The organism is Frondihabitans sp. GW821-FHT04F02 (genome assembly GCF_059420045.1).
The window spans coordinates 107,313-126,288 of record NZ_JBWKSZ010000002.1; the positions used below are offsets into that span (position 1 = coordinate 107,313).

The window sequence follows — 18,976 nt, forward strand, 5'->3', positions numbered from 1 at the left end:
GCGCTCTCGAAGCGACCACAGGGCACCTCGAACCCGGCAGGCATAGCCTTCAGGCATGACACGCCTCACGACGCCCTTCGGGGCCAAGTCCACCGCCGCCGAAGTGCTCGAGGGGATCGACCTCACCGGGAAGCGCGCGGTCGTCACCGGCGGGGCCTCCGGCATCGGCATCGAGACCGCGCGGGCGCTCGCCGGCGCCGGAGCCGACGTCACGCTGGCCGTCCGCAACGAGGTCGCCGGGGCCGAGGCGGCGGCCGACATCGCGTCGACCACGGGGTCCACGACGGTCGCGAGCCGCTACCTCGACCTGCAGAAGCGCGAGACGCTCGCCGCGTTCGCCGACGCCTGGGACGGCCCGCTCGACATCCTCGTCAACAACGCCGGCATCATGGCGACGCCGCTCGAGCGCACTCCCGACGGAAACGAGCTGCAGTTCGCGAACAACCACCTCGGCCACTTCGCCCTCGCCGTCGCCCTGCACGACGCGCTGGCCTCGGCCCGCGACGGGGCCCGCATCGTGTCGCTCAGCTCCACCGGGCATCTGGCCTCCGACGTGGTCTTCGACGACCTCGCCTTCGAGCGCCGCGAGTACGACCCCTGGCTCGGCTACGGCCAGTCGAAGACCGCGAACGTGCTCTTCGCCGTCGGCGTCTCACAGAAGTGGGCCGACGACGGGATCACCGCGAACGCCGTCCACCCCGGCGGCATCATGACGAACCTGCAGCGGCACCTCGACCCCGACTTCGCCAGGAAGGCCGGCTGGGTCGCCGAAGACGGCACCCCGAATCCCGCCTTCAAGACCACGGAGCAGGGCGCGTCGACGTCGGTGCTCGTCGCGGCATCGCCCCTGGTGGACGGCATCTCGGGCCGCTACTTCGAAGACGCCAACGAGGCCCTGCCCCACGACCCCGACGGCCCGCGCTCGGGCGTCGCCGCGTACGCGGTCGACCCGTCGTCCGCCGAGCGCCTCTGGGCGGTGTCGCTCGACCTCACGCGGTAGACGGGTCGAGGGGTACGCGCAACCCCTTGTGCGCCAGTCCTGAACGCGTAGAACTGAACGATGAAGCGAATCACCTACGGCGGCCGCTCGCTCGTCACCGCGGCCGTCGTGGCCGACGCTCTGCTCGACTACGCGGTCCACGTCGCCGGGCGCGGCGTGGCCGTGGTGGTGGAGGTCCCGGTGCTGGAGGAGAACGGCGACATCGCCTCCCACGCCCTCCTGCTCGGCCCGGGGACCGCGCTCGACGTCGTCGACATCGACGGCTACATGTCCGCCAGTCGCGACGGGGAGTTCGCGATCCCCGACTTCCCCCCGCTGATGGTGCACGCGATGTCGCTCGATCCGGCCGACGCGCCCGAGCTCGCCGATCCCTTCGAGATGCTCCGCGTCGAGATGGCGCCGCGTCCGGCGTAGCGGCTAGGCCTCCTGATCCGGCCGTCACACCAGTCCGCCGCGTGGCACCCGGGCCGATCGCGAGTGCGTGGGCCGAACGGAGGGGGCGCAGGAACGGGCAGCCCGCCGGCGAGCCGCGAGTTCCTGCGCCGCTCGCCGGGCCGGCCCGGACGCCGTCACACCCCCGCCCCGCGCCCGAAACACTCCCGCAACACCGTCGGCCTAGGTTCGTCACATGGGAGACCTCTTCGACGGCTATGCCGGCGTCAGCCACGGCAGGGCCGGCGGCGCGGCCACGGGCGCATGGGACGAGATGTTCCTGCGCGCCGGCGGTCCACGCGCCATGTACCGCGAGATCCATGCCGCGCTCGAGAGCATGACGCAGGACGAGCTGCGGGGCCGCACGGCCGCCCTCGCCGACTCGTACCTCGCCCAGGGCGTCACATTCGACTTCGCCGGCGAGGAGCGGCCGTTTCCGCTCGACGCGGTGCCGCGCGTCATCGAGCAGGCCGAGTGGGTGGACGTCGAGAAGGGCGTCAAGCAGCGGGTCAAGGCGCTCGAGGCGTTCCTCGCCGACGTCTACGGCCCGCAGCGCGCTGTGGCGGACGGCGTCATTCCGGCGTCGCTGATCACGTCGTCGAGCCACTTCCACCGGCAGGCCGCCGGCATCGACCCCGCCAACGGCGTGCGGATCCAGGTGTCGGGAATCGACCTGATCCGCGACGAGGCAGGCGCCTGGCGCGTGCTCGAGGACAACGTGCGAGTGCCCTCGGGGGTCAGCTACGTCATCTCGAACCGCCGGGTCATGGCGCAGACCCTGCCCGAGCTGTTCGTCTCCATGCGGGTGCGGCCGGTCGGCGACTACCCGAACAAGCTGCTCCACGCGCTGCGCAAGAGCGCCCCGGTCGGCGTCGAGGACCCCACCGTGGTCGTGCTCACGCCCGGCGTCTTCAACTCGGCGTACTACGAGCACACGCTGCTGGCCCGCCTGATGGGCGTCGAGCTCGTCGAGGGCCGCGACCTCTACTGCTCGGGCGGCCGCGTCTGGATGCGCACCACCGCCGGCCCGCAGCGCGTCGACGTGATCTACCGCCGTGTCGACGACGAGTTCCTCGACCCCCTGCAGTTCCGCGCCGACTCGGTGCTCGGCTCGCCGGGCCTCCTGATGGCGGCGCGCCTCGGCACCGTCACCATCGCCAACGCGGTCGGCAACGGCGTCGCCGACGACAAGCTCGTCTACACGTACCTGCCCGACCTGATCCGCTACTACCTCGGCGAGGAGGCGATCCTGCCGAACGTCGACACCTGGCGCCTCGAAGACCCGGGCGCGCTCGAGGAGGTGCTCGACCGGCTCGACGAGCTCGTCGTCAAGCCCGTCGACGGCTCGGGCGGCAAGGGCCTGGTGGTCGGACCGGCCGCGTCCAAGCCGGAGCTCGACGAGCTCCGAGCTCGACTCATCGACGACCCGCGGGGCTGGATCGCGCAGCCGGTCGTCCAGCTGTCGACGATCCCGACGCTCGTCGACGACGGCCTCCGGCCCCGCCACGTCGACCTCCGCCCCTTCGCGGTCAACGACGGCGACGACGTCTGGGTGCTGCCCGGCGGCCTCACGCGCGTCGCGCTCCCCGAGGGGCAGCTCGTCGTCAACTCGAGCCAGGGCGGCGGATCGAAGGACACCTGGGTGGTCGGCGTCGACGCCGGCACCTGGGTGGCGGGGCACAGCGTCTCCGAGCTGGTCGGCGAGCAGGCGACGCCCACGTCGTCGATCCCGATCATCGCGGCCGACCACGTGCCCGACCACTCGCCCGAAGACGACCCCAAGCGCGACCAGCAGTCGCAGCAGCAGCAAGCGCAGGTTCCCGGACCCCACAACGTCACCCAGGAACAGCAGCAGCAACAGGAAGGCACGTCATGCTGAGCCGGATCGCCGAGAGCCTCTTCTGGATCGGCCGGTACATCGAGAGGGCTGACGGCACCGCCCGCATCCTCGACGTGCACCTCCAGCTGCTCCTCGAAGACCCCTGGATCGAGGAGGACGCCGCCTGCCGGTCGCTCCTCTCGGTCATGGGGTCGGAGGCGCCCGAGGGCGTCGAGATCACTCGGGCCGACGTGCTGTCGATGCTCGCCGTCGACCGCCACAACCCGGCCTCGATCGCCTACTCGCTCGGAGCGGCGCGCGAGAACGCCCGGCGGGCCCGCGAGATCGTGTCGACCGAGCTCTGGGAGTGCCTCAACACGACCCGTGCCCGGATGCCGCGCAAGGTGTCGAGCGACAAGGTGCACGAGTTCTTCGCCTGGGTGCGCGAGCGCTCGGCGCTGGCCGTCGGCATCATCGAGTCGGCGACGAGCCGCGACGAGGTCTGGCAGTTCTTCACCCTCGGCCGGTCGATCGAGCGCGCCGACATGACTGCCCGCCTGCTGGCGACGCGCACGCTGACCGAGGCGTCGGGCCCGTCGTGGACCACGATCCTGCGGTCGGTCGGGGCGTACGAGGCGTACCTCCGCACGTACCGCGGGGTGCCGAGCGCACGCAACGCGGCGGAGTTCCTGCTTCTGGATCGCCTCTTCCCGCGGAGCGTGCTGTTCGCGATCTCGCGGGCGGAAGCGTGCCTGCGCGAGGTCGAGCCCAACACGGCGCGGACGGCCTCGTCGGATGCCGGGGTCCGTATCCTCGGACAGATGCGCTCCGAGCTCGAGTACAAGCCGATCGCCGAGATCCTCGACGACCTGCCGACGCACATGGACGCCGTGCAGGCCGCGACGTCGGCCGCATCGGAGGCGATCCGCCAGCGCTACTTCCCGACCTCCGCCGCGCCGACCTGGGTCGGTGAGCGCTCGTGAGCCGACTTCGCATCAAGCACGTCACGGGGTTCCAGTACGAGGGCGAGGCCAAGGCCAGCTACAACGAGGCGCGCATGCTGCCGGCGTCGACCGAGAACCAGTTCGTGCTCTCGTCGAACCTCCGCATCGAGCCGAACTCGGGCGCCCACGAGTACCTCGACTACTGGGGCTCGCGCGTCTCGTCGTTCGAGGTGCTCCAGCCGCACCGCCAGCTGTCGCTGACGGCGACGTCGCTCATCGAGGTGCGCCCCTCGCCCCACCTGCCGCACGACCTGTCGTGGGACGACCTCCACGACGCCGCCACCCGCCGCTCGGAGTTCGTCGAGCAGCTCGAGCAGACGCCCCTCACGGCGCCGCCGCCCGAGGTCGTCGAGCTGGCCGCCGCGGCGGTCGCCGACACGGCGACGCCCTGCGAGGCCGCGCTGCGCATCGGCGAGGAGATCGGCGACCGGGTCAAGTACCTCCGGGGCGTCACGAACGTGAAGTCGACCGCGGCCGACGCCTGGGCCGCGGGAGCCGGCGTCTGCCAGGACATCGCCCACATCACACTCGGCGCGCTCCGCTCGGCGGGCATCCCGGCCCGGTACGTCTCGGGGTACCTGCACCCGAAGCCGGCCGCGCCGCTCCACGAGACGATCGTCGGCGAGTCGCACGCGTGGGTCGAGTACTTCTGCGGCGGCTGGTCGGGCTACGACCCGACGAATCTCATCGACATCGGCGAGCGGCATGTCGTCGTCGGCCACGGCCGCGACTACAACGACGTGCCGCCGTTGCGCGGGGTGTACGGGGGATCGCGGACGTCGAAGCTCTTCGTCACCGTCGACATCACCCGCGAGGCGTAGTCCGCGGCCTCCGCGTCGGCCCCGCCCTCGGCGCCCGTCCCCGCCCCCGAAGTCGCCCCCCGAAGCAGCCGAGACTCCAGACGTGGCCCCGATTCGGTATCGAAAAGGGGCCACGTCTGGAGTCTCGGTGGCTCGGCGGCTCGGTGGCTCGGCACCGCGGGGCGCCGACGGTCAGCAGGCCTCGTAGACGTAGTCGGCCGACTTCGGCGTCGTCAGGTCGCGATCGCGCAGGATCGTCATCGGCGGCGTGGCCGAGCGGGCGCAGACCTCGGCGAACGTGCCCCGGAGGTCGTCGGTGTACTCGACGTCGAGCACGTTCGAGCCGTACACCTTCGTGAAGGTGCCGCACTCGTCGTAGGTGTCGCACTCCTCCGAGACCGCGAAGTCGTAGCCGATCTGCGTCTTGCCGCGCGATCCGAGCTGCGCGGTGTTCTTCTGCCCGGCCGCGAGGCCGTCGGCATGGGCCTGCTTCACGAGCAGCTTCGCGAACGCGATCGCCTTGGCCAGCGTCAGCGCGCCCTTCGATCGGGAGTACGAGTCGAGGTTGTCGAACTCGACGGCCTCGAAGCCCTTGGTCGCGCACGACGTCGTCGACCTGCCGACGATCGTCGCCGCCTTGACCCGCTTCGCGCGCGTCGAGATGTCGATGATGTGCTCGTCGGGCCAGCCCGGGTCGACCAGCGGCTTGCCCGACTTGGTGTGCACGATGAGCGAGCTCGGCCACTTCACGCCAGGCTGGGTCTGGAACCCGTTGACGTAGCAGATCGAGTAGATGCCCTTGGCCGGCTTCGACGTGCTGTCGCGGGTGACGACCGTGACCCCGTCGGGCGGCGTGTACGAGCCGCCGAGCTGGTAGTCGGCGGCGCCGTGCACGGGCGGGAGTACGACCGTCGCGGGCGGGTCGGCGACCGAGGCCGAGCACCCTCCGGCCGTGGTGACGACGAGGGCTGCGACGACGGCGGCCGCGGCGAGAGCGAGGCGGGCGCGGAGCATGCGCCCCAGCCTAGGTGGCGCCGACGCCACGAGGCAGGCCCCCGATCGGGCAGGCGCGCAGGAACTGGCGGCCCGCCGCCGTTCGCCGAGTTCCTGCGCCCCCGCTACCGCCGCGCGACCGTCTCGTCGGCCGCCAGCTCCGTTCGGACGCCGTCGCGCACCGCCTGGCCCGGCAGCGTGATCAGGCCGGTCGGGGGCAGCCCGTCGCCGTCGTGCCGCACCCGGAAGTGCAGGCCCGAGTCGTGCCGCAGGCGCAGGTGCTGGCGCCGGACGAGCCAGATGATCGCGACGGCTGCCGCCGCGAACCCGGCCCCCGCGCCCACGCCGATGGCCGCGCGCGGGCCGTAGGTGTTGGCGACCCAGCCGACGATCGGGGCGCCGATGGGGGTTCCGCCCGTGAAGATCGCCATGTAGAGGGCCATGACGCGGCCGCGCATCTCGGGTGCCGCGCCGAGCTGGACGGTGCCGTTGGCGGTGGTCATGAGGGTGATCGACGACAGGCCGACCGCGACGAGCACGGCGGCGAAGCTCCAGTAGGTGGGCATCAGAGCGGCCACGGTGCAGGTGACGCCGAACGAGACGGCGGCGAGCACGAGGATCCGCATGCGGGGCCGCTCGCGCCGCGCCGACAGCAGGGCACCGGCGAGGGATCCCACCGCGACGGCCGAGGTGAGCAGGCCGAATCCGTCGGCTCCGACGCCGAACGCCTGCGTGGCCATCGTCGAGGTGAAGATCGGGAAGTTCATGCCGAACGTGCCGATGATGAAGATCATCACGAACACGACGACCAGGTCGGGGCGACCGCGGACGTATCGGAACCCCTCTTTGATCTGGCCCTTCGCCCGCGAGACCTTCGGCTTGAACTCGAGCTCGCGCACGCGGATGAAGCGGAGCGACGACAGGACCGCCAGGAACGACGCCGCGTTGATCAGGAAGACCCAGCCCGAGCCGACGGTCGCGATGAGCACGCCGGCGACGGCGGGGCCGATCAGCCGGGCGCCGTTGAACGACGCCGAGTTGAGCGACACCGCGTTCGACAGCTTCTCGGGTGGCACCAGCTCGGAGACGAAGCTCTGGCGGATCGGCGCGTCAATGGCCTGCACGATGCCGAGCAGCAGCGCGAAGCCCCACACCATCCAGAGCTGGACGACGTGCGTGACGACGAGCAGGCCGAGCGCCAGCCCGAGCGTGCCGAGGGCCGCCTGCGTGAACATCAGCATCCTGCGGCGGTCGTAGCGGTCGGCGATGAGCCCGGTGATCGGGATCATCAGAATCGGCGGCAGGAACTGCAACGCCATCGTGACGCCCAGCGCCGTGGCGTTGTGGTCGGTGAGCTCGGTGAGCACGACCCAGTCCTGCGCGGTCGACTGCATCCACGTGCCGGTGTTCGACACGAGCGCCCCGCCGAACCACAGCCGGTAGTTGTGCAGGCTGAGCGAGCTGAACATCGCGCTCACTCGCGAGCCAGCTCTCGCAGGATCCGCGTGGCCTCGGCAAGCGATCGGCGCTCGTCGGCGGTGAGCCTGGCCAGCCGCGGCACCAGCCACTCGTCGCGCCGGCGCCGCGTCTCGAGGACGAACGTCGCGCCGTCGAGCGTGGTGCGGAGCACGACCTTGCGCCGGTCGTCGTCGTCGGTGCCGCGCTCGACGAAGCCGAGCTCGACGAGGGCGCCGACCGTCCTGTTCATCGACGGGGGAGTCACGCCCTCGTGCTCGCTGAGCGCGCCGATCGTGAGGGGCTCGTTCTGGAGCAGGAAGCCGAGGGCCGCCATCTGCGCGTCGGTGACGTGCGTGTCGGCCTTTTGCTGACGGAGGCGGCGCGAGAGGCGGAGGACGCCCTGGCGCACGTCGGTCGCCAGCTGGGAATGGGGCACCGTGCGCAGGGCGCCGGTGCTGGGACTGGGGTCGGTCATCGATGGTTAGCCTAACAAATTAGCTTTGCTAAATAAATGGCACCGGCGTAGGATTCGAGATAAGCAACAACCGTTTACTAAATGTCACGAAGGACAGAAGAACATGGCAAGGTTCGACAGCAGGGTCGCGATCGTCACCGGCGGCGGCAGCGGCATCGGCGAAGGCATCTCGAAGGCGCTCGCCGCCGAGGGTGCGAAGGTCGTCGTCACCGACATCACGATCGAGGCCGCGCAGCGCGTCGTCGACGAGATCGTGGCCGCCGGCGGCACCGCCGCGGCCTTCTCGGCCAACACCGGCATCGCCGAAGACAGCGAGAAGACCGTGAAGTTCGCGCAGGACACCTACGGCGCCCTCCACCTCGCCGTCAACAACGCCGGCATCGGCGCGCCCGCTGCGAACATCGGCGACTACGAGGTCGCCGCATGGGACCGCGTCGTGAACGTCGACCTGAACGGCGTGTTCTACGGCCTCCGCTCGCAGCTGCCCGCCATCGTCGCGGCCGGCGGCGGCGCCGTCGTCAACATGAGCAGCGTGCTCGGCTCGGTCGGCATCGCCCAGAACGCCGCCTACGTCGCCTCGAAGCACGCCCTCATCGGCCTCACCAAGGTCGCCGCCCTCGAGTACTCGGCGCAGGGCGTCCGCACCAACGCCGTCGGCCCGGGCTTCATCGACACCCCGCTGGTCCGCTCGTCGCTCAGCCCCGAGGCGCTGACCGGCCTCGAGGCGCAGCACGCCACCGGCCGCCTGGGCACGGACGCCGAGGTCGCCGCGCTGACGCTCTTCCTGCTCAGCGACGACGCGTCGTTCATCACGGGCTCGTACCACCTCGTCGACGGTGGCTACTCGGCCCACTAGACCGCAAAGGGGGCGGCTGGGCCGCCTGAGGCCGAGAGTGCGCTCGTTGTCGTTTCCGCCCCGGAAAACGACAAAGAGCGCACTTTCGTCGTCGCGGGAGTGCGCGCTTCAGCGCCGCTTCAGCAAACTGCCGTCAAGATGGGCCCGACACAGTTGGGGAGGCCGTATGCGCGTGCTCGTCGTCGAAGACAACGCGGGGCTCGCGCACGGCCTCCGGCTCGGGCTCGAGGCCGAGGGGATCGCCGTCGACCACGCCGCGACCGGCACCGACGGCCTCTGGCGCGCCCGCGAGAACGAGTACGACGTGGTCGTGCTCGACATCATGCTGCCCGGCATGAGCGGCTACGCCATCTGCCGCACCATGCGCGACGAGGGCGACTGGACCCCGGTCATCATGCTCACGGCCAAGGACGGCGAGTGGGACGAGATCGAGGGGCTCGACACGGGAGCCGACGACTACCTGACGAAGCCGTTCTCGTTCTCGGTCCTGCTCGCCCGGATGCGCGCGCTCGTGCGGCGGGGCGCTCGCGAGCGGCCGACGGTGCTCGAGGCCGGCGACCTGCGCCTCGATCCTGCGTCCCGAAAGGTCTTTCGCGGCGACGAGCAGATCGAGCTGACGACGCGCGAGTACGCCGTGCTGGAGTTCCTGATGCGGCACGCGGGCGAGGTCGTCACGAAGCGGCAGATGCTCGACGGCATCTGGGACGACGACTTCGAGGGCGACAACAACATCGTCGAGGTCTACGTGCGGCATCTGCGCAACAAGATCGACCGGCCGTTCGACCGCGAGTCCATCGAGACCGTGCGCGGCGCCGGGTACCGTCTGGCGGGCAACGGTGGCTGAGCGTCGGCGACGAGGTTCTCTCCGCCTGCGGATCACCGTCGCGGCCGTCGCGATCGTGGGCGTGACGCTCGTGGGGGCCTCGGTCGTGTACTCCGTCGTGCAGCGGGCCGTGCTCGAGCAGGGCGTGCGGTCGACCGCGACGAGCGACGCCGACCGGGTGCTGTCGCGCCTCGAGGCCGGAACGGCGCCCGCGACGGCGGTCCGGGGCACGGGCACGCCCGACGGGTCGGTCGCCGTGGTGCTGTCGGCCGACGGGTCGAAGGTGCTCGCGTCGTGGGGCGATCCCTCCGCGGTCCGCGCCTACCTCGCGCTCGCGTCGCCGGTGAAGACCGGCACGGTGTCGCTGTCGGGCGAGCGGTACGCGTTCGAGACGTCGTCGGGCACGTTCACGCCGACGCCGGTGCCGACCGTCACCGTCCCGGCCCAGGACGACTCGGGCAAGACCTCCCCGTCGCCGAGCTCCGAGCCGACCTCGGGCGCAGGAACCGGCACCACCACCGGCACCACCGACGACTCGGGCGGCTCGGGCGCAGGCTCCGGCGGAACCTCCGGCGGGTCGGACGACTCCGGCGGCTCCGGCTCCGGCAGCGGGCGCCAGTCGGGCAAGGGCGGCGGCGGTGGCTCCGGCGGCGGTGGCTCCGACGACGTCGGCGCGCCCGCTCCCGGCGCCCCCGCGCCCGACGCGGGATCGGCCTCCGTGAGAACGCCCGGCCCCGTGATCCACCTCGCCGCCGCGCGGCCCGACCCGTCGACCGACTACGTCGTGGCCGCGGCTCGCTCGCTCGCCGCCAACGCCGTGACCGAGCGCGCCACGCTCACCACGCTCGGCGTCGTGATCCCGATCCTGCTGCTGGTCATGGCGGCGACGACGTGGCTGGTCGTCGGCCGGTCGCTCCGGCCCGTCGAGCAGATGCGGCTCGAGGTCGAGGGCATCACCGCCGCACGGCTCTCGAATCGGATCCCGGGCCAGGGCGGCTCGGACGAGATCGCCCGGCTCGCCACCACCCTCAACGAGATGCTCGACCGGCTCGACGACTCCGCCAAGTCGCAGCGTCGCTTCGTCTCCGACGCCTCGCACGAGCTGCGGTCGCCCCTCGCCGTCATGCGGCAGCTCGCCGAGGTGCAGCGCGCCTACCCCGGCCGCATCGAGCCCGAGCTGCTCGCCGACACCGTGCTCACCGAGGGACAGCGCCTGGCCGACCTGGTGCAGGGCATGCTGATCCTCGCGCGGGCCGACGAGGGCGGACTCGAGCCTGCGATGCAGGCCGTCGACGTCGACGACATCGTCCTCGGCGAGGCGGCACGCCTCCGCTCGGCGGGGGCGGTGACGGTCGACGCCACGAACGTCACAGCGGCCCGGGTGCGGGGCGATCGGGGGATGCTGGCGCAGGTGGTCAGGAACCTCGCCGACAACGCCGCCCGGCACGCAGCAGGCGCGGTCGCCCTCTCGCTCGAGGTCGCCGACGGGCGAGTGCTGCTCGCGGTCGACGACGACGGGGCGGGTGTGCCCGCGGCTGACCGCGATCGGGTGTTCTCACGGTTCGTCAGGCTGGACGAGGCCCGGGCCCGGGAGGCCGGAGGGTCGGGGCTGGGGCTCGCCATCGTGCGCAGCCTCGTCGGCGTCCACGACGGCGAGGTGCGCGTCGCCGACTCCGCCCTGGGCGGTGCCCGCTTCGAGGTGTCGCTTCCGCTGCTCGACGACTGACGGTCTTCGACGACCGAGCCCGTTCGCACCTGAACGTTCGTTCAGGACGCTTCAGACCCGGTTCAGCACCCCCTTGGGAAAGTCATGTCAGCCGCACAGGCGGCCCACCCACCACGGAGGACATCATGAACCGCACCAAGAAGCTCGTCATCACCGGCACCGCCGCCGCGGCGCTCGTGCTCGGATCCGCCGGCATCGCCTTCGCCTCGCAGGGCGCCGACGACACCGCCACGCCGGTCGCCACGACCACCGCCAGCCCCGCCGCCCCCACGGCATCGGCCACGCCGACCGGGTCGCCGAGCACCACGCCCACCGCGAAGCCGCACGCGCGCCACGGCCACGGCGCCGATGACGCCGCCGGTCACGCGCGCCACGGACGCGGGGCCGACGACGCTCCGGGCCACGTGCGCCACGGGCGTGGGGCCGATGACGTCGTCGCAGTTCCTGCGCCCGTCGCCTCCACCACGCCGGCCCCGACGACCGCGCCGGCCGCCGACGACTCCGGCCACCACGCCACTGCGCCGGCCCCGGTCGCCTCGACGGCTCCCACCCCGGTCGCCGCCGTCAGCGATGACGGCCCCTCGCACGACGCGGGCGACGACCACGGTGGAGACCGCGACGGATCGAGCAGCGGCAAGCACGGCGGCTCGGACGACGGCTCCGGCCACGACGCCGGTGACGACCACGGCGGACACGGCTCTGACGACTGATCGTCTGGGCGGCTGGCGCCGCCGTCACCGCCGAGAGTGCACTCGTTGTCGCCCAGGACCCCCTGGTGCGACAACGAGTGCACTTTCGCGCGCGGGCCGCGGCCTCGCCGCCACCCAGTGCCAGACTGGCGGCATGGCTCGCGACGACCGCACGCTCACGGACGCCCACGGCGTCGTCATCCACTACTACGTGTGGGCGGCCTCCGCGCCGCGCGGCATCGTCCAGCTCGCGCACGGCGTCGGCGAATACGCGCTCCGGTACGAGCGGCTCGCCGAGGCACTGGCCGCCGCCGGCTACACCGTCTACGCCGACGACCACCGCGGACACGGCCGCACGGGCATCGGCCAGTGGGGCGAGGGCAGCCCGATGCTCGGCCACCTCGGGCCCGGCGGCCTTCCCGCCACCGTCGAGGCCGTGCGCGATGTGACCCGGACGGCCCGCGCCGACGCCCCCGGGCTCCCGCTCGTTCTGCTCGGGCACTCGTGGGGCTCGCTGATGGCTCAGATCATCGTCGACGCGCACGCCGACGACTACGACGGCGCCGTCCTCACCGGCACCGCGTATCGCACGCCCCTGACGATGAACGGCGGCGACCTCAACAAGCGCCACGCGCACCTCGGCACCACGGGGTTCGAGTGGCTGAGCCGCGACCCCGCCGTCGCCGCCGCGATGGCCGTCGACCCGCTGGCCATACCGGCCACCCTCCTGAAGCTCTTCGGCCTCCGCGACGCGCTCCGCCTCTACGGCCGCCCGACCCGGCACCCGAAGCGAGACCTGCCGCTGCTCGTGATGGTCGGCGACGACGACCCGCTCGGCGGCCGTACCAGCGCCGAGAAGCTCGTGGCGGCCTACCGAGACCGGTCGGGCTTCACCGACGTCGAGCTCATCGTCTACGACGGGGCGCGGCACGAGGTGTTCAACGAGACCAACAGGGACGAGGTCACGGTCGACCTGATCGGGTGGCTCGACGCTCGTTCCGCAGTTCCTGCGTAGGCTCGCTTCTATGCACGGTGAGTACAAGGTCCCAGGCGGAAAACTCGTAGTCGTCGACCTCGACGTCGTCGACGGGAGGCTGTCGGGGTTCCGGCTCGCGGGCGACTTCTTTCTCGAGCCCGACGACGCCCTCGAGGCGATCGACCGCGCCGTCAACGGTCTCGACGCCGCCGCCGACTCCGCCGACATCTCGGCCGCGATCCGGGCGGGACTCCCCGAGGGCACCACGATGCTCGGCGTCTCGCCCGAGGCGATCGCCGTCGCGATCCGCCGGTCGCTGAGCCGCGCGACCGACTGGCGCGACTACGACTGGCAGATCATCCACGACGGGCCCGTCTCGCCCAACGTGCACCTCGCGCTCGACCAGGTGCTCACCGAAGAGGTGGGGGCCGGCCGCCGCGGGCCCACGCTGCGCTTCTGGGAGTGGAACGAGCCCGCCGTCGTGATCGGCAGCTTCCAGTCGCTCAAGAACGAGGTCGACGCTGAGAACGCCGAGAAGCACGGCTTCCAGGTCGTGCGCCGCATCTCGGGCGGCGGTGCCATGTTCATGGACGCCGACTCGATCGTGACCTACTCGCTGTACGCCCCGGGCGACCTCGTGCAGGGCATGAGCTTCGCCGACTCGTACGCCTACCTCGACGAATGGGTGATCCAGGGGCTCAAGTCGATGGGCATCGACGCGTTCTACCAGCCGCTCAACGACATCACGAGCGCCAAGGGCAAGATCGGCGGCGCCGCGCAGAAGCGGCTCGGCAACGGCGCCCTCCTGCACCACGCCACCATGAGCTACGACATGGACGGCGACACGATGGTGCAGGTGCTCCGCATCGGCCGCGAGAAGATGAGCGACAAGGGCACGACCTCGGCGGCCAAGCGGGTCGACCCGCTGCGCTCGCAGACGGGACTGCCGCGCGCCGAGGTGATCGACAGCCTCAAGCGCACGTTCACGGGCCTCTACGGCGCGACCGTCGGTCACGTGACCGACGACGAGCTGGCGCAGGCCGAAGAGCTGGTGCGCACCAAGTTCGCGACGCCGGAGTGGCTGGCCCGCGTCCCCTAGAAAGCCGAGTGCGAGAGGTAGTCCGCGGGCACAGCGCCGAGCACCGACGGCCGCCTCGGGTCGATCGGCTCCGTGATGGCCGTCGCGCCCTTGCGGATGCGCACGGTCACCAGCAGCTCCTGGCCGAGCGCGGGCAGCGACTCGTGATCGGGGTCGCGGATGCCGAGCACGAGCGTGTGCGAGGCGTCGGCCAGCCGGAACTCCACGTATCCCGCAGAATCCCACGCGTCGACGATGCGGCCGCCGACGGTGCCGACGGCCTCTGCCTCGTGGCTCTGCTCGACGAGGTCGGCGATCGTGCGGGTCTCGGCGGTGTCGGCGGCGGTCGTCGTGCAGGGCCGCGCAGGCGCGGCGCCGGTCAGGGCTGCGCGCCGCTCATACGGCGAGTCGCCGGCGGCCTCGGCCGCGTCGCAGAGATCGGAGAGCAGGAACTCGAGATCGGCAACCGCCCCGCCGTCACCCCCGACGAACACGGGAATCCCGTCGACGAGGCCCGCCCCCTCTTCCGCGGCGGCCGTCGCGCCCGCCAGCCGCTTCGGCGTGGCCATCGCCCGCCCGAAGAACAGCGGCAGGGGCCCGCCGCTGCGCCACCGGTACAGCACCTCGACCTGGGCGCTCAGCTCGGTCGGCGCAAGGGCGCGACGGAGCGCCTCGACACCGGAATCGTCGAGACCGGGGGCGAGGGAGGCGAGGAGGGCCGAGTCGATTCCACTGAGAAGGCTCTCGAATCGGGTCAGCTGCTGGGCGAGTGTCACCCTCTGAGTTTCCTGGAAGCGCACTCCACGCATAAGTCCGCAAAGGGGTGCGACCCGAACGCGGGCCGGTCAGCCGACGACGACGTAGTGGTAGCCGAAGCGCCCGCCGGTCAGCGACGACGGCCGGGGCGACCTCGAAGGGCTGGGCGAACACCACGCGCACCTGCGGGCCGCTGGTGGCGCGGGCACCCGTGCCGAAGACGATCCAGCCGCCGGTGTCCGAGCCCGACACGACGGCGGGCTGCCCGCCCGTTCCGTTCGCCGGAAGCAGCTGGACGGTCGGCGGGTCGGCCCGGTCGCCGAGGACGTGCCCGCCGACTGAGACGTCGTGCGCGATCCGTGCCGCTGTCGGCCGTCGCCAGGCGAGCGCGACCGCGGCGCCGCCGGCGGCTAGTGCGCCCCGTTGGGTGAAGCGGTCGGGCGCCTGGAGAGGCGTATTAACTCTGGGTAGTCATCCAGAATTAGTGTTCAAACCCATGTCGGCTCTAGCCGATGACCTGGTAGGTGAAGCCGAATCCCGTCTTCGTGACGCCCTGGGGCGGGACCTCCGCCAGGCCTATGTCGAAGTGGGTGCGCGTCGGCGACACGTAGAACGGTCGCGTGGCCGCACCCGACCCGGTCGGGGTGATGACGACCGCGGGCGTCGCGTCGAACGGCTTGTCGTAGGTGACCCGCACCAGGCCGCCTCGCGCGGTCAGGGTGCCCGTGCCGAAGTAGAGGAATCCCGACGTGTCCGTGCCGTTCAAGGTTGGTGAGGGCGGAGCGGTCCCAGCCCCGGGCAAGGGCGTCAGCTGAGGCTTCGACAATGCGCGGTCTGACCGAAGATGTCTCCCGAGGATGACGTCCTCGCTCGCGCGGATGCGACCGGGCCAGATCCACGTCGGACGGTCGGCGGAATCGCGGTCATCGGCCAGGAGGGTCTTCGAGTAGGGGGCGGTGCTCGTGGGGTCGATCAGGACTCGAGCGCCGTAGGCGTCTCCCGCCGTGACCGCCGCGCGCTCGAACCGCGCGAAGCGGGTGCCGCCGACGGCGAAGTCGTCGCCCCGCTCGAGCTGGATGAGGGTCTCGGACGGCCTGCCCGTCTTCCTGGCGTCAGCGCCCAGGAAGGCGCCGCCGATGAGGCGGATGCCGCCTGAGAGCGGCTCGGTGAGAGTGAGGTTCTGGCGGTGGACGAGGAGCGGTGCGGGGCCGCCGTAGACGAAGGCGTCGGTCAGCTCGAGCTGGCGGACGTTGCCGAGGCGGATCAGCGGATCGACGTTGCCGGGGAACGCCGAGTGCTCGTCGGCCGGCGACTCGACGTGGAGGAACGGCAGGCGCACGAACTCCACGACATTGCCGCCGTGGCCGTCCCAGGCGATGTCGAGGGCGACGTTGGCTGCCCGTTCGATGGTGAGGTTGTAGCAGGTGAACGTGTTGGTCTGCTTCGTCGGGTCGTCGGGCGTGGTGACGACCATCGCCGCGGCGTCGCGGCTTCCGCAGTTGTCGATGAACAGGTCGGTCCAGGTGTTGTTGTTGACCCGGTTGATCTGGATCGCCGTACCGGGCACATCGAACAGCCGGACGCGGTTGATGCGCGACTCGAAGCCGTTGTCGACGCGGATGAGGGGAGCCCGGCTGCCATTGCCGTGGAGCGTGATGAACTCGACGGTGATGGCGCCGCCGTCGATCACCAGCAGCGGGTCGACGCTCCGCTCGCGGTGGTGCAGGTTGACGCCGCCGCGGGCCGACGGCGTGAATCGGCTGCTGTCGGCACCCTCCCCGATGATCTTGACCAGGGTCGGGATGGTGAGGCTGTCGATGATGTAGTGGCCGCTCGGGATGAGCACGACGCCGAGTTTCGCGTGCGCCGCCTGGATGGCCGCCTGAAAGGCGGCGGTGTCGTCGGTGACGCGGTCGCCGACCGCCCCGAAGTCGGTGACGTCGAACATCGACGCTGTGACCTTCTGCCCGCTCTTTCCCGGTGCGGGTGCTGCCGATGCCGGCGAGGCGGCGACGGCCGTGATGCCGGCGGCGGTGGTGAGGGCCGCCGCGGCGAGGAAGCCGCGACGGCCATGGGGAGAGGGGCTCCGGTCAGAAGTCATGCAGAGGACTCTACATGAGATATTTCAATGACTCAGCGCCGCACGAGCTCCTCGTACTGCGGGTTCTTCTCGACGTACTTCGCGACATACGAGCAGGCGGGCACGACACGCTTGTCGCTCGTCGCCTTCACGTCGTCCAGGGCGTGCTGCACGAGCACTGCGGCATAGCCGTTGCCCTGCTCGGCGGGGTCGACCTCCGTGTGCGTGAACGCGATCTCGCTGTCGGACTCCTGGAAGGCGGCGAAGCCGATCGTCCGTCCGTCCTTGAGGATCGTGTACTGGCTCTGGGCGTCATCTCTGCGGACTTCGACGGTCATGGCCGAAACGATACGCCGCGGTGGTCGGGCGGCGCTGTCAGGACGACCACAATGGGAGGATGCCCGCAGACTGGACCACGGAGTCGCGTGACCGTGTCGTCCACGGCGACAACCTCGAGTTCCTGCCGACCCTCCCCGACGGGGCGTTCACAGTCGTCTACCTCGACCCGCCGTTCAACACCGGCCGCAGCCAGACCCGGCACGAGACGCACTCGGTGCGGGGCTCGCGCACCGGAGCCGTGGCCGGCTTCAAGGGCGTGCAGTACGAGCGGATCCGCGGCGACCTGATGAAGTACGACGACCGGTTCGACGACTACTGGTCGTTCCTCGAGCCGCGGCTCGCCGAAGCATGGCGGCTGCTCGCGGACGACGGCACCCTCTACCTCCACCTCGACTACCGCGAGGCGCACTACGCGAAGGTGCTGCTCGACGCTCTGTTCGGCCGCGCGTCCTTCCTGAACGAGATCATCTGGGCCTACGACTACGGCGCCAAGAGCAAGTCGCACTGGCCGACCAAGCACGACACGATCCTCGTCTACGTGAAAGACCCGGCGAAGTACCACTTCGACTCGAGCGCCGTCGACCGCGAGCCGTACATGGCGCCGGGCCTGGTCACGCCCGAGAAGGCCGCGCGGGGCAAGCTACCCACCGATGTCTGGTGGCACACGATCGTGTCGCCGACCGGCAAGGAGAAGACCGGCTACCCGACGCAGAAGCCGCTGGGCATCCTGCGGCGCATCATCCAGGCCTCGACTCGCGAGGGCGACTGGGTGCTGGACTTCTTCGCAGGATCCGGCACGACGGGTGCGGCAGCGGCCGAGCTGGGCCGCCACTTCGTGCTCGTCGACAGCAACACGGAGGCCGTCGCCGTGATGCGCCGACGCCTCCCCGACGCCGACTTCGTGACGGCCTAGGGGCCGCAATCTGCTGCGTTGTCGGTGGCCCGGCATAGCTCCGCTATTACCGGGCCGCCTCCGCCTTGCATCTCACGGCTCCTAGGCCGCCACTTCGTGACGGCCTAGGCCGCCACGGGAGGGTTCAGGCCGTCTTGAGCAGCTGTTTGAAGGCGCTGCCGTGGAACACGAGGGGTTCCAGCGACGCGTCGGTGTAGAGGCCGGTGACCTCGAGCAGGATCATCGTGTGGTCGCCCGCGGGGTACTCCGCGTACGCCTTCGTCTCGAGCCACACGGGCGAGCCGTGCACGAAGAGGGCTCCGTCGTCGCTGGTCTCCAGCTCGAGGTTCTCGAAGCGCGTCGCCTTGTCTTTCGCGGCGATCTGGCGCGCGGTCTGGCCGTGCGTCTCGCCGAGCACCGAGATGCCGATGCGCTCGGCCTTCTTCAGCGTGGGCCAGGTCGTCGACGTGTTCTGCACCGAGAAGCCCACGAGCGGCGGGTCCATCGAGATGCCCACGGTGAACGACGAGGCCACGAGGCCTTCGCGCTCGCCGTCGACCTCGGCGGCCAGCGCGACCACCCCGGACGGGAAGTACGAGAACGTCGTGCGCAGGAGCTGCGAGTCGGGGGAGTACGGGGTGAGAGCCATGATCGGGTCCTTCGTCGGTGTTGTGGTTCCATCGTGACACTCGATTGTTGAATCTAGATTTCGCCGCCGTGAAAAAAGTCGCCGTATTTCGTCGGAGGCCTGGCCGTGGCGGCGGAAGGCCCGGAACTGCG

Annotated in this window: 19 protein-coding genes; 12 read left to right on the forward strand and 7 right to left on the reverse strand. The window is 71.0% G+C overall.

Annotated features, from left to right (window positions below):
* Positions 1-55: 55 nt before the first annotated feature.
* The 5 genes from AC07TY_RS05650 (at position 56) to AC07TY_RS05670 (ending at position 5,076) form a co-directional block, all read left to right on the forward strand.
* Positions 56-1,000, forward strand: coding sequence for an SDR family NAD(P)-dependent oxidoreductase (locus AC07TY_RS05650; protein ID WP_494784628.1), 945 nt, complete (start codon positions 56-58; stop codon positions 998-1,000).
* Between the two features lie 60 nt (positions 1,001-1,060).
* A complete protein-coding gene (locus tag AC07TY_RS05655; RefSeq protein WP_494784629.1) occupies positions 1,061-1,414 on the forward strand; it encodes a hypothetical protein in 354 nt (117 codons plus the stop codon).
* A gap of 214 nt (positions 1,415-1,628) precedes the next feature.
* Complete coding sequence (locus AC07TY_RS05660) at positions 1,629-3,311, forward strand: circularly permuted type 2 ATP-grasp protein (RefSeq protein WP_494784630.1); 1,683 nt, start codon at positions 1,629-1,631, stop codon at positions 3,309-3,311.
* Positions 3,305-4,234: an alpha-E domain-containing protein gene (locus AC07TY_RS05665; RefSeq protein WP_123505613.1), complete on the forward strand. Its 930-nt coding sequence runs from the start codon at positions 3,305-3,307 to the stop codon at positions 4,232-4,234. The genes AC07TY_RS05660 and AC07TY_RS05665 overlap by 7 nt, the downstream gene beginning before the upstream one ends.
* Positions 4,231-5,076, forward strand: coding sequence for a transglutaminase family protein (locus AC07TY_RS05670; protein ID WP_494784631.1), 846 nt, complete (start codon positions 4,231-4,233; stop codon positions 5,074-5,076). Before AC07TY_RS05665 ends, AC07TY_RS05670 begins: the two co-directional genes overlap by 4 nt.
* A 171-nt stretch (positions 5,077-5,247) precedes the next feature.
* Here the strand turns inward: AC07TY_RS05670 and AC07TY_RS05675 are convergent, their stop codons facing one another.
* The 3 genes from AC07TY_RS05675 to AC07TY_RS05685 all read right to left on the reverse strand — a co-directional run bounded on the left by AC07TY_RS05675 (position 5,248) and on the right by AC07TY_RS05685 (position 7,981).
* A complete protein-coding gene (locus AC07TY_RS05675; RefSeq protein WP_494784632.1) occupies positions 5,248-6,069 on the reverse strand; it encodes an endo alpha-1,4 polygalactosaminidase in 822 nt (273 codons plus the stop codon).
* Positions 6,070-6,173: 104 nt separating this feature from the next.
* Positions 6,174-7,526, reverse strand: coding sequence for an MFS transporter (locus AC07TY_RS05680; protein WP_494784633.1), 1,353 nt, complete (start codon positions 7,524-7,526; stop codon positions 6,174-6,176).
* Entirely contained in the window at positions 7,523-7,981 is a 459-nt protein-coding gene (locus AC07TY_RS05685) for a MarR family winged helix-turn-helix transcriptional regulator (protein WP_123505609.1), read from the reverse strand. The genes AC07TY_RS05680 and AC07TY_RS05685 overlap by 4 nt, the downstream gene beginning before the upstream one ends.
* 103 nt (positions 7,982-8,084) lie before the next feature.
* Between AC07TY_RS05685 and AC07TY_RS05690 the strand changes: the two genes are divergently transcribed.
* From AC07TY_RS05690 to lplAB, 6 genes are all read left to right on the forward strand, one after another.
* Positions 8,085-8,837 carry an SDR family NAD(P)-dependent oxidoreductase gene (locus tag AC07TY_RS05690; RefSeq protein WP_494784634.1) on the forward strand — a complete coding sequence of 251 codons (753 nt, stop codon included), beginning with the start codon at positions 8,085-8,087 and terminating at the stop codon, positions 8,835-8,837.
* A 166-nt stretch (positions 8,838-9,003) separates the two neighbouring features.
* Entirely contained in the window at positions 9,004-9,681 is a 678-nt protein-coding gene (locus tag AC07TY_RS05695; protein WP_123505607.1) for a response regulator transcription factor, read from the forward strand.
* Positions 9,674-11,386: a HAMP domain-containing sensor histidine kinase gene (locus AC07TY_RS05700; RefSeq protein ID WP_494784635.1), complete on the forward strand. Its 1,713-nt coding sequence runs from the start codon at positions 9,674-9,676 to the stop codon at positions 11,384-11,386. Before AC07TY_RS05695 ends, AC07TY_RS05700 begins: the two co-directional genes overlap by 8 nt.
* Positions 11,387-11,511: 125 nt before the next feature.
* Positions 11,512-12,096, forward strand: a complete 585-nt coding sequence (locus AC07TY_RS05705; protein ID WP_488624883.1) for a hypothetical protein — start codon at positions 11,512-11,514, stop codon at positions 12,094-12,096.
* A gap of 133 nt (positions 12,097-12,229) precedes the next feature.
* Positions 12,230-13,090, forward strand: coding sequence for an alpha/beta fold hydrolase (locus tag AC07TY_RS05710; protein WP_494784636.1), 861 nt, complete (start codon positions 12,230-12,232; stop codon positions 13,088-13,090).
* A gap of 10 nt (positions 13,091-13,100) precedes the next feature.
* Positions 13,101-14,150, forward strand: coding sequence for a lipoate-protein ligase LplAB (gene lplAB, locus AC07TY_RS05715; RefSeq protein ID WP_494784637.1), 1,050 nt, complete (start codon positions 13,101-13,103; stop codon positions 14,148-14,150).
* On the opposite strand, the gene AC07TY_RS05720 is transcribed toward lplAB, so the two are convergent.
* The 3 genes from AC07TY_RS05720 to AC07TY_RS05730 form a co-directional block, all read right to left on the reverse strand.
* On the reverse strand, positions 14,147-14,905 hold the full coding sequence (locus AC07TY_RS05720) for a hypothetical protein (RefSeq protein ID WP_494784638.1): 759 nt from the start codon (positions 14,903-14,905) through the stop codon (positions 14,147-14,149). The genes lplAB and AC07TY_RS05720 overlap by 4 nt on opposite strands.
* Before the next feature lie 485 nt (positions 14,906-15,390).
* Positions 15,391-16,986, reverse strand: coding sequence for a glycosyl hydrolase family 28-related protein (locus AC07TY_RS05725; RefSeq protein WP_494784639.1), 1,596 nt, complete (start codon positions 16,984-16,986; stop codon positions 15,391-15,393).
* Between the two features lie 32 nt (positions 16,987-17,018).
* The gene (locus AC07TY_RS05730; RefSeq protein WP_494784640.1) at positions 17,019-17,303 is read right to left on the reverse strand and encodes a GNAT family N-acetyltransferase; all 285 of its coding nucleotides are present in this window, start codon (positions 17,301-17,303) and stop codon (positions 17,019-17,021) included.
* A 59-nt stretch (positions 17,304-17,362) separates the two neighbouring features.
* Here AC07TY_RS05730 and AC07TY_RS05735 point away from each other — a divergent pair, with 59 nt between their 5' ends.
* Positions 17,363-18,217 (forward strand): DNA-methyltransferase, encoded by an 855-nt coding sequence (locus AC07TY_RS05735; protein ID WP_123505600.1) that lies wholly within the window; start codon positions 17,363-17,365, stop codon positions 18,215-18,217.
* 124 nt (positions 18,218-18,341) lie between these two features.
* Here AC07TY_RS05735 and AC07TY_RS05740 read toward each other — a convergent pair whose 3' ends face one another.
* Positions 18,342-18,845: a flavin reductase family protein gene (locus tag AC07TY_RS05740; RefSeq protein WP_123505599.1), complete on the reverse strand. Its 504-nt coding sequence runs from the start codon at positions 18,843-18,845 to the stop codon at positions 18,342-18,344.
* Positions 18,846-18,976: the final 131 nt, after the last annotated feature.

What these genes read in the sequence shown, in the direction of transcription:
- AC07TY_RS05650 (WP_494784628.1), top strand. Translation starts at nt 56, where the DNA reads ATGACACGCCTCACGACGCCCTTCGGGGCCAAGTCCACCGCCGCCGAA.
- AC07TY_RS05655 (WP_494784629.1), top strand. Translation starts at nt 1,061, where the DNA reads ATGAAGCGAATCACCTACGGCGGCCGCTCGCTCGTCACCGCGGCCGTC.
- AC07TY_RS05660 (WP_494784630.1), top strand. Translation starts at nt 1,629, where the DNA reads ATGGGAGACCTCTTCGACGGCTATGCCGGCGTCAGCCACGGCAGGGCC.
- AC07TY_RS05665 (WP_123505613.1), top strand. Translation starts at nt 3,305, where the DNA reads ATGCTGAGCCGGATCGCCGAGAGCCTCTTCTGGATCGGCCGGTACATC.
- AC07TY_RS05675 (WP_494784632.1), bottom strand. Translation starts at nt 6,069, where the DNA reads ATGCTCCGCGCCCGCCTCGCTCTCGCCGCGGCCGCCGTCGTCGCAGCC.
- AC07TY_RS05685 (WP_123505609.1), bottom strand. Translation starts at nt 7,981, where the DNA reads ATGACCGACCCCAGTCCCAGCACCGGCGCCCTGCGCACGGTGCCCCAT.
- AC07TY_RS05690 (WP_494784634.1), top strand. Translation starts at nt 8,085, where the DNA reads ATGGCAAGGTTCGACAGCAGGGTCGCGATCGTCACCGGCGGCGGCAGC.
- AC07TY_RS05695 (WP_123505607.1), top strand. Translation starts at nt 9,004, where the DNA reads ATGCGCGTGCTCGTCGTCGAAGACAACGCGGGGCTCGCGCACGGCCTC.
- AC07TY_RS05705 (WP_488624883.1), top strand. Translation starts at nt 11,512, where the DNA reads ATGAACCGCACCAAGAAGCTCGTCATCACCGGCACCGCCGCCGCGGCG.
- AC07TY_RS05710 (WP_494784636.1), top strand. Translation starts at nt 12,230, where the DNA reads ATGGCTCGCGACGACCGCACGCTCACGGACGCCCACGGCGTCGTCATC.
- lplAB (WP_494784637.1), top strand. Translation starts at nt 13,101, where the DNA reads ATGCACGGTGAGTACAAGGTCCCAGGCGGAAAACTCGTAGTCGTCGAC.
- AC07TY_RS05725 (WP_494784639.1), bottom strand. Translation starts at nt 16,986, where the DNA reads ATGACTTCTGACCGGAGCCCCTCTCCCCATGGCCGTCGCGGCTTCCTC.
- AC07TY_RS05730 (WP_494784640.1), bottom strand. Translation starts at nt 17,303, where the DNA reads ATGACCGTCGAAGTCCGCAGAGATGACGCCCAGAGCCAGTACACGATC.
- AC07TY_RS05735 (WP_123505600.1), top strand. Translation starts at nt 17,363, where the DNA reads ATGCCCGCAGACTGGACCACGGAGTCGCGTGACCGTGTCGTCCACGGC.
- AC07TY_RS05740 (WP_123505599.1), bottom strand. Translation starts at nt 18,845, where the DNA reads ATGGCTCTCACCCCGTACTCCCCCGACTCGCAGCTCCTGCGCACGACG.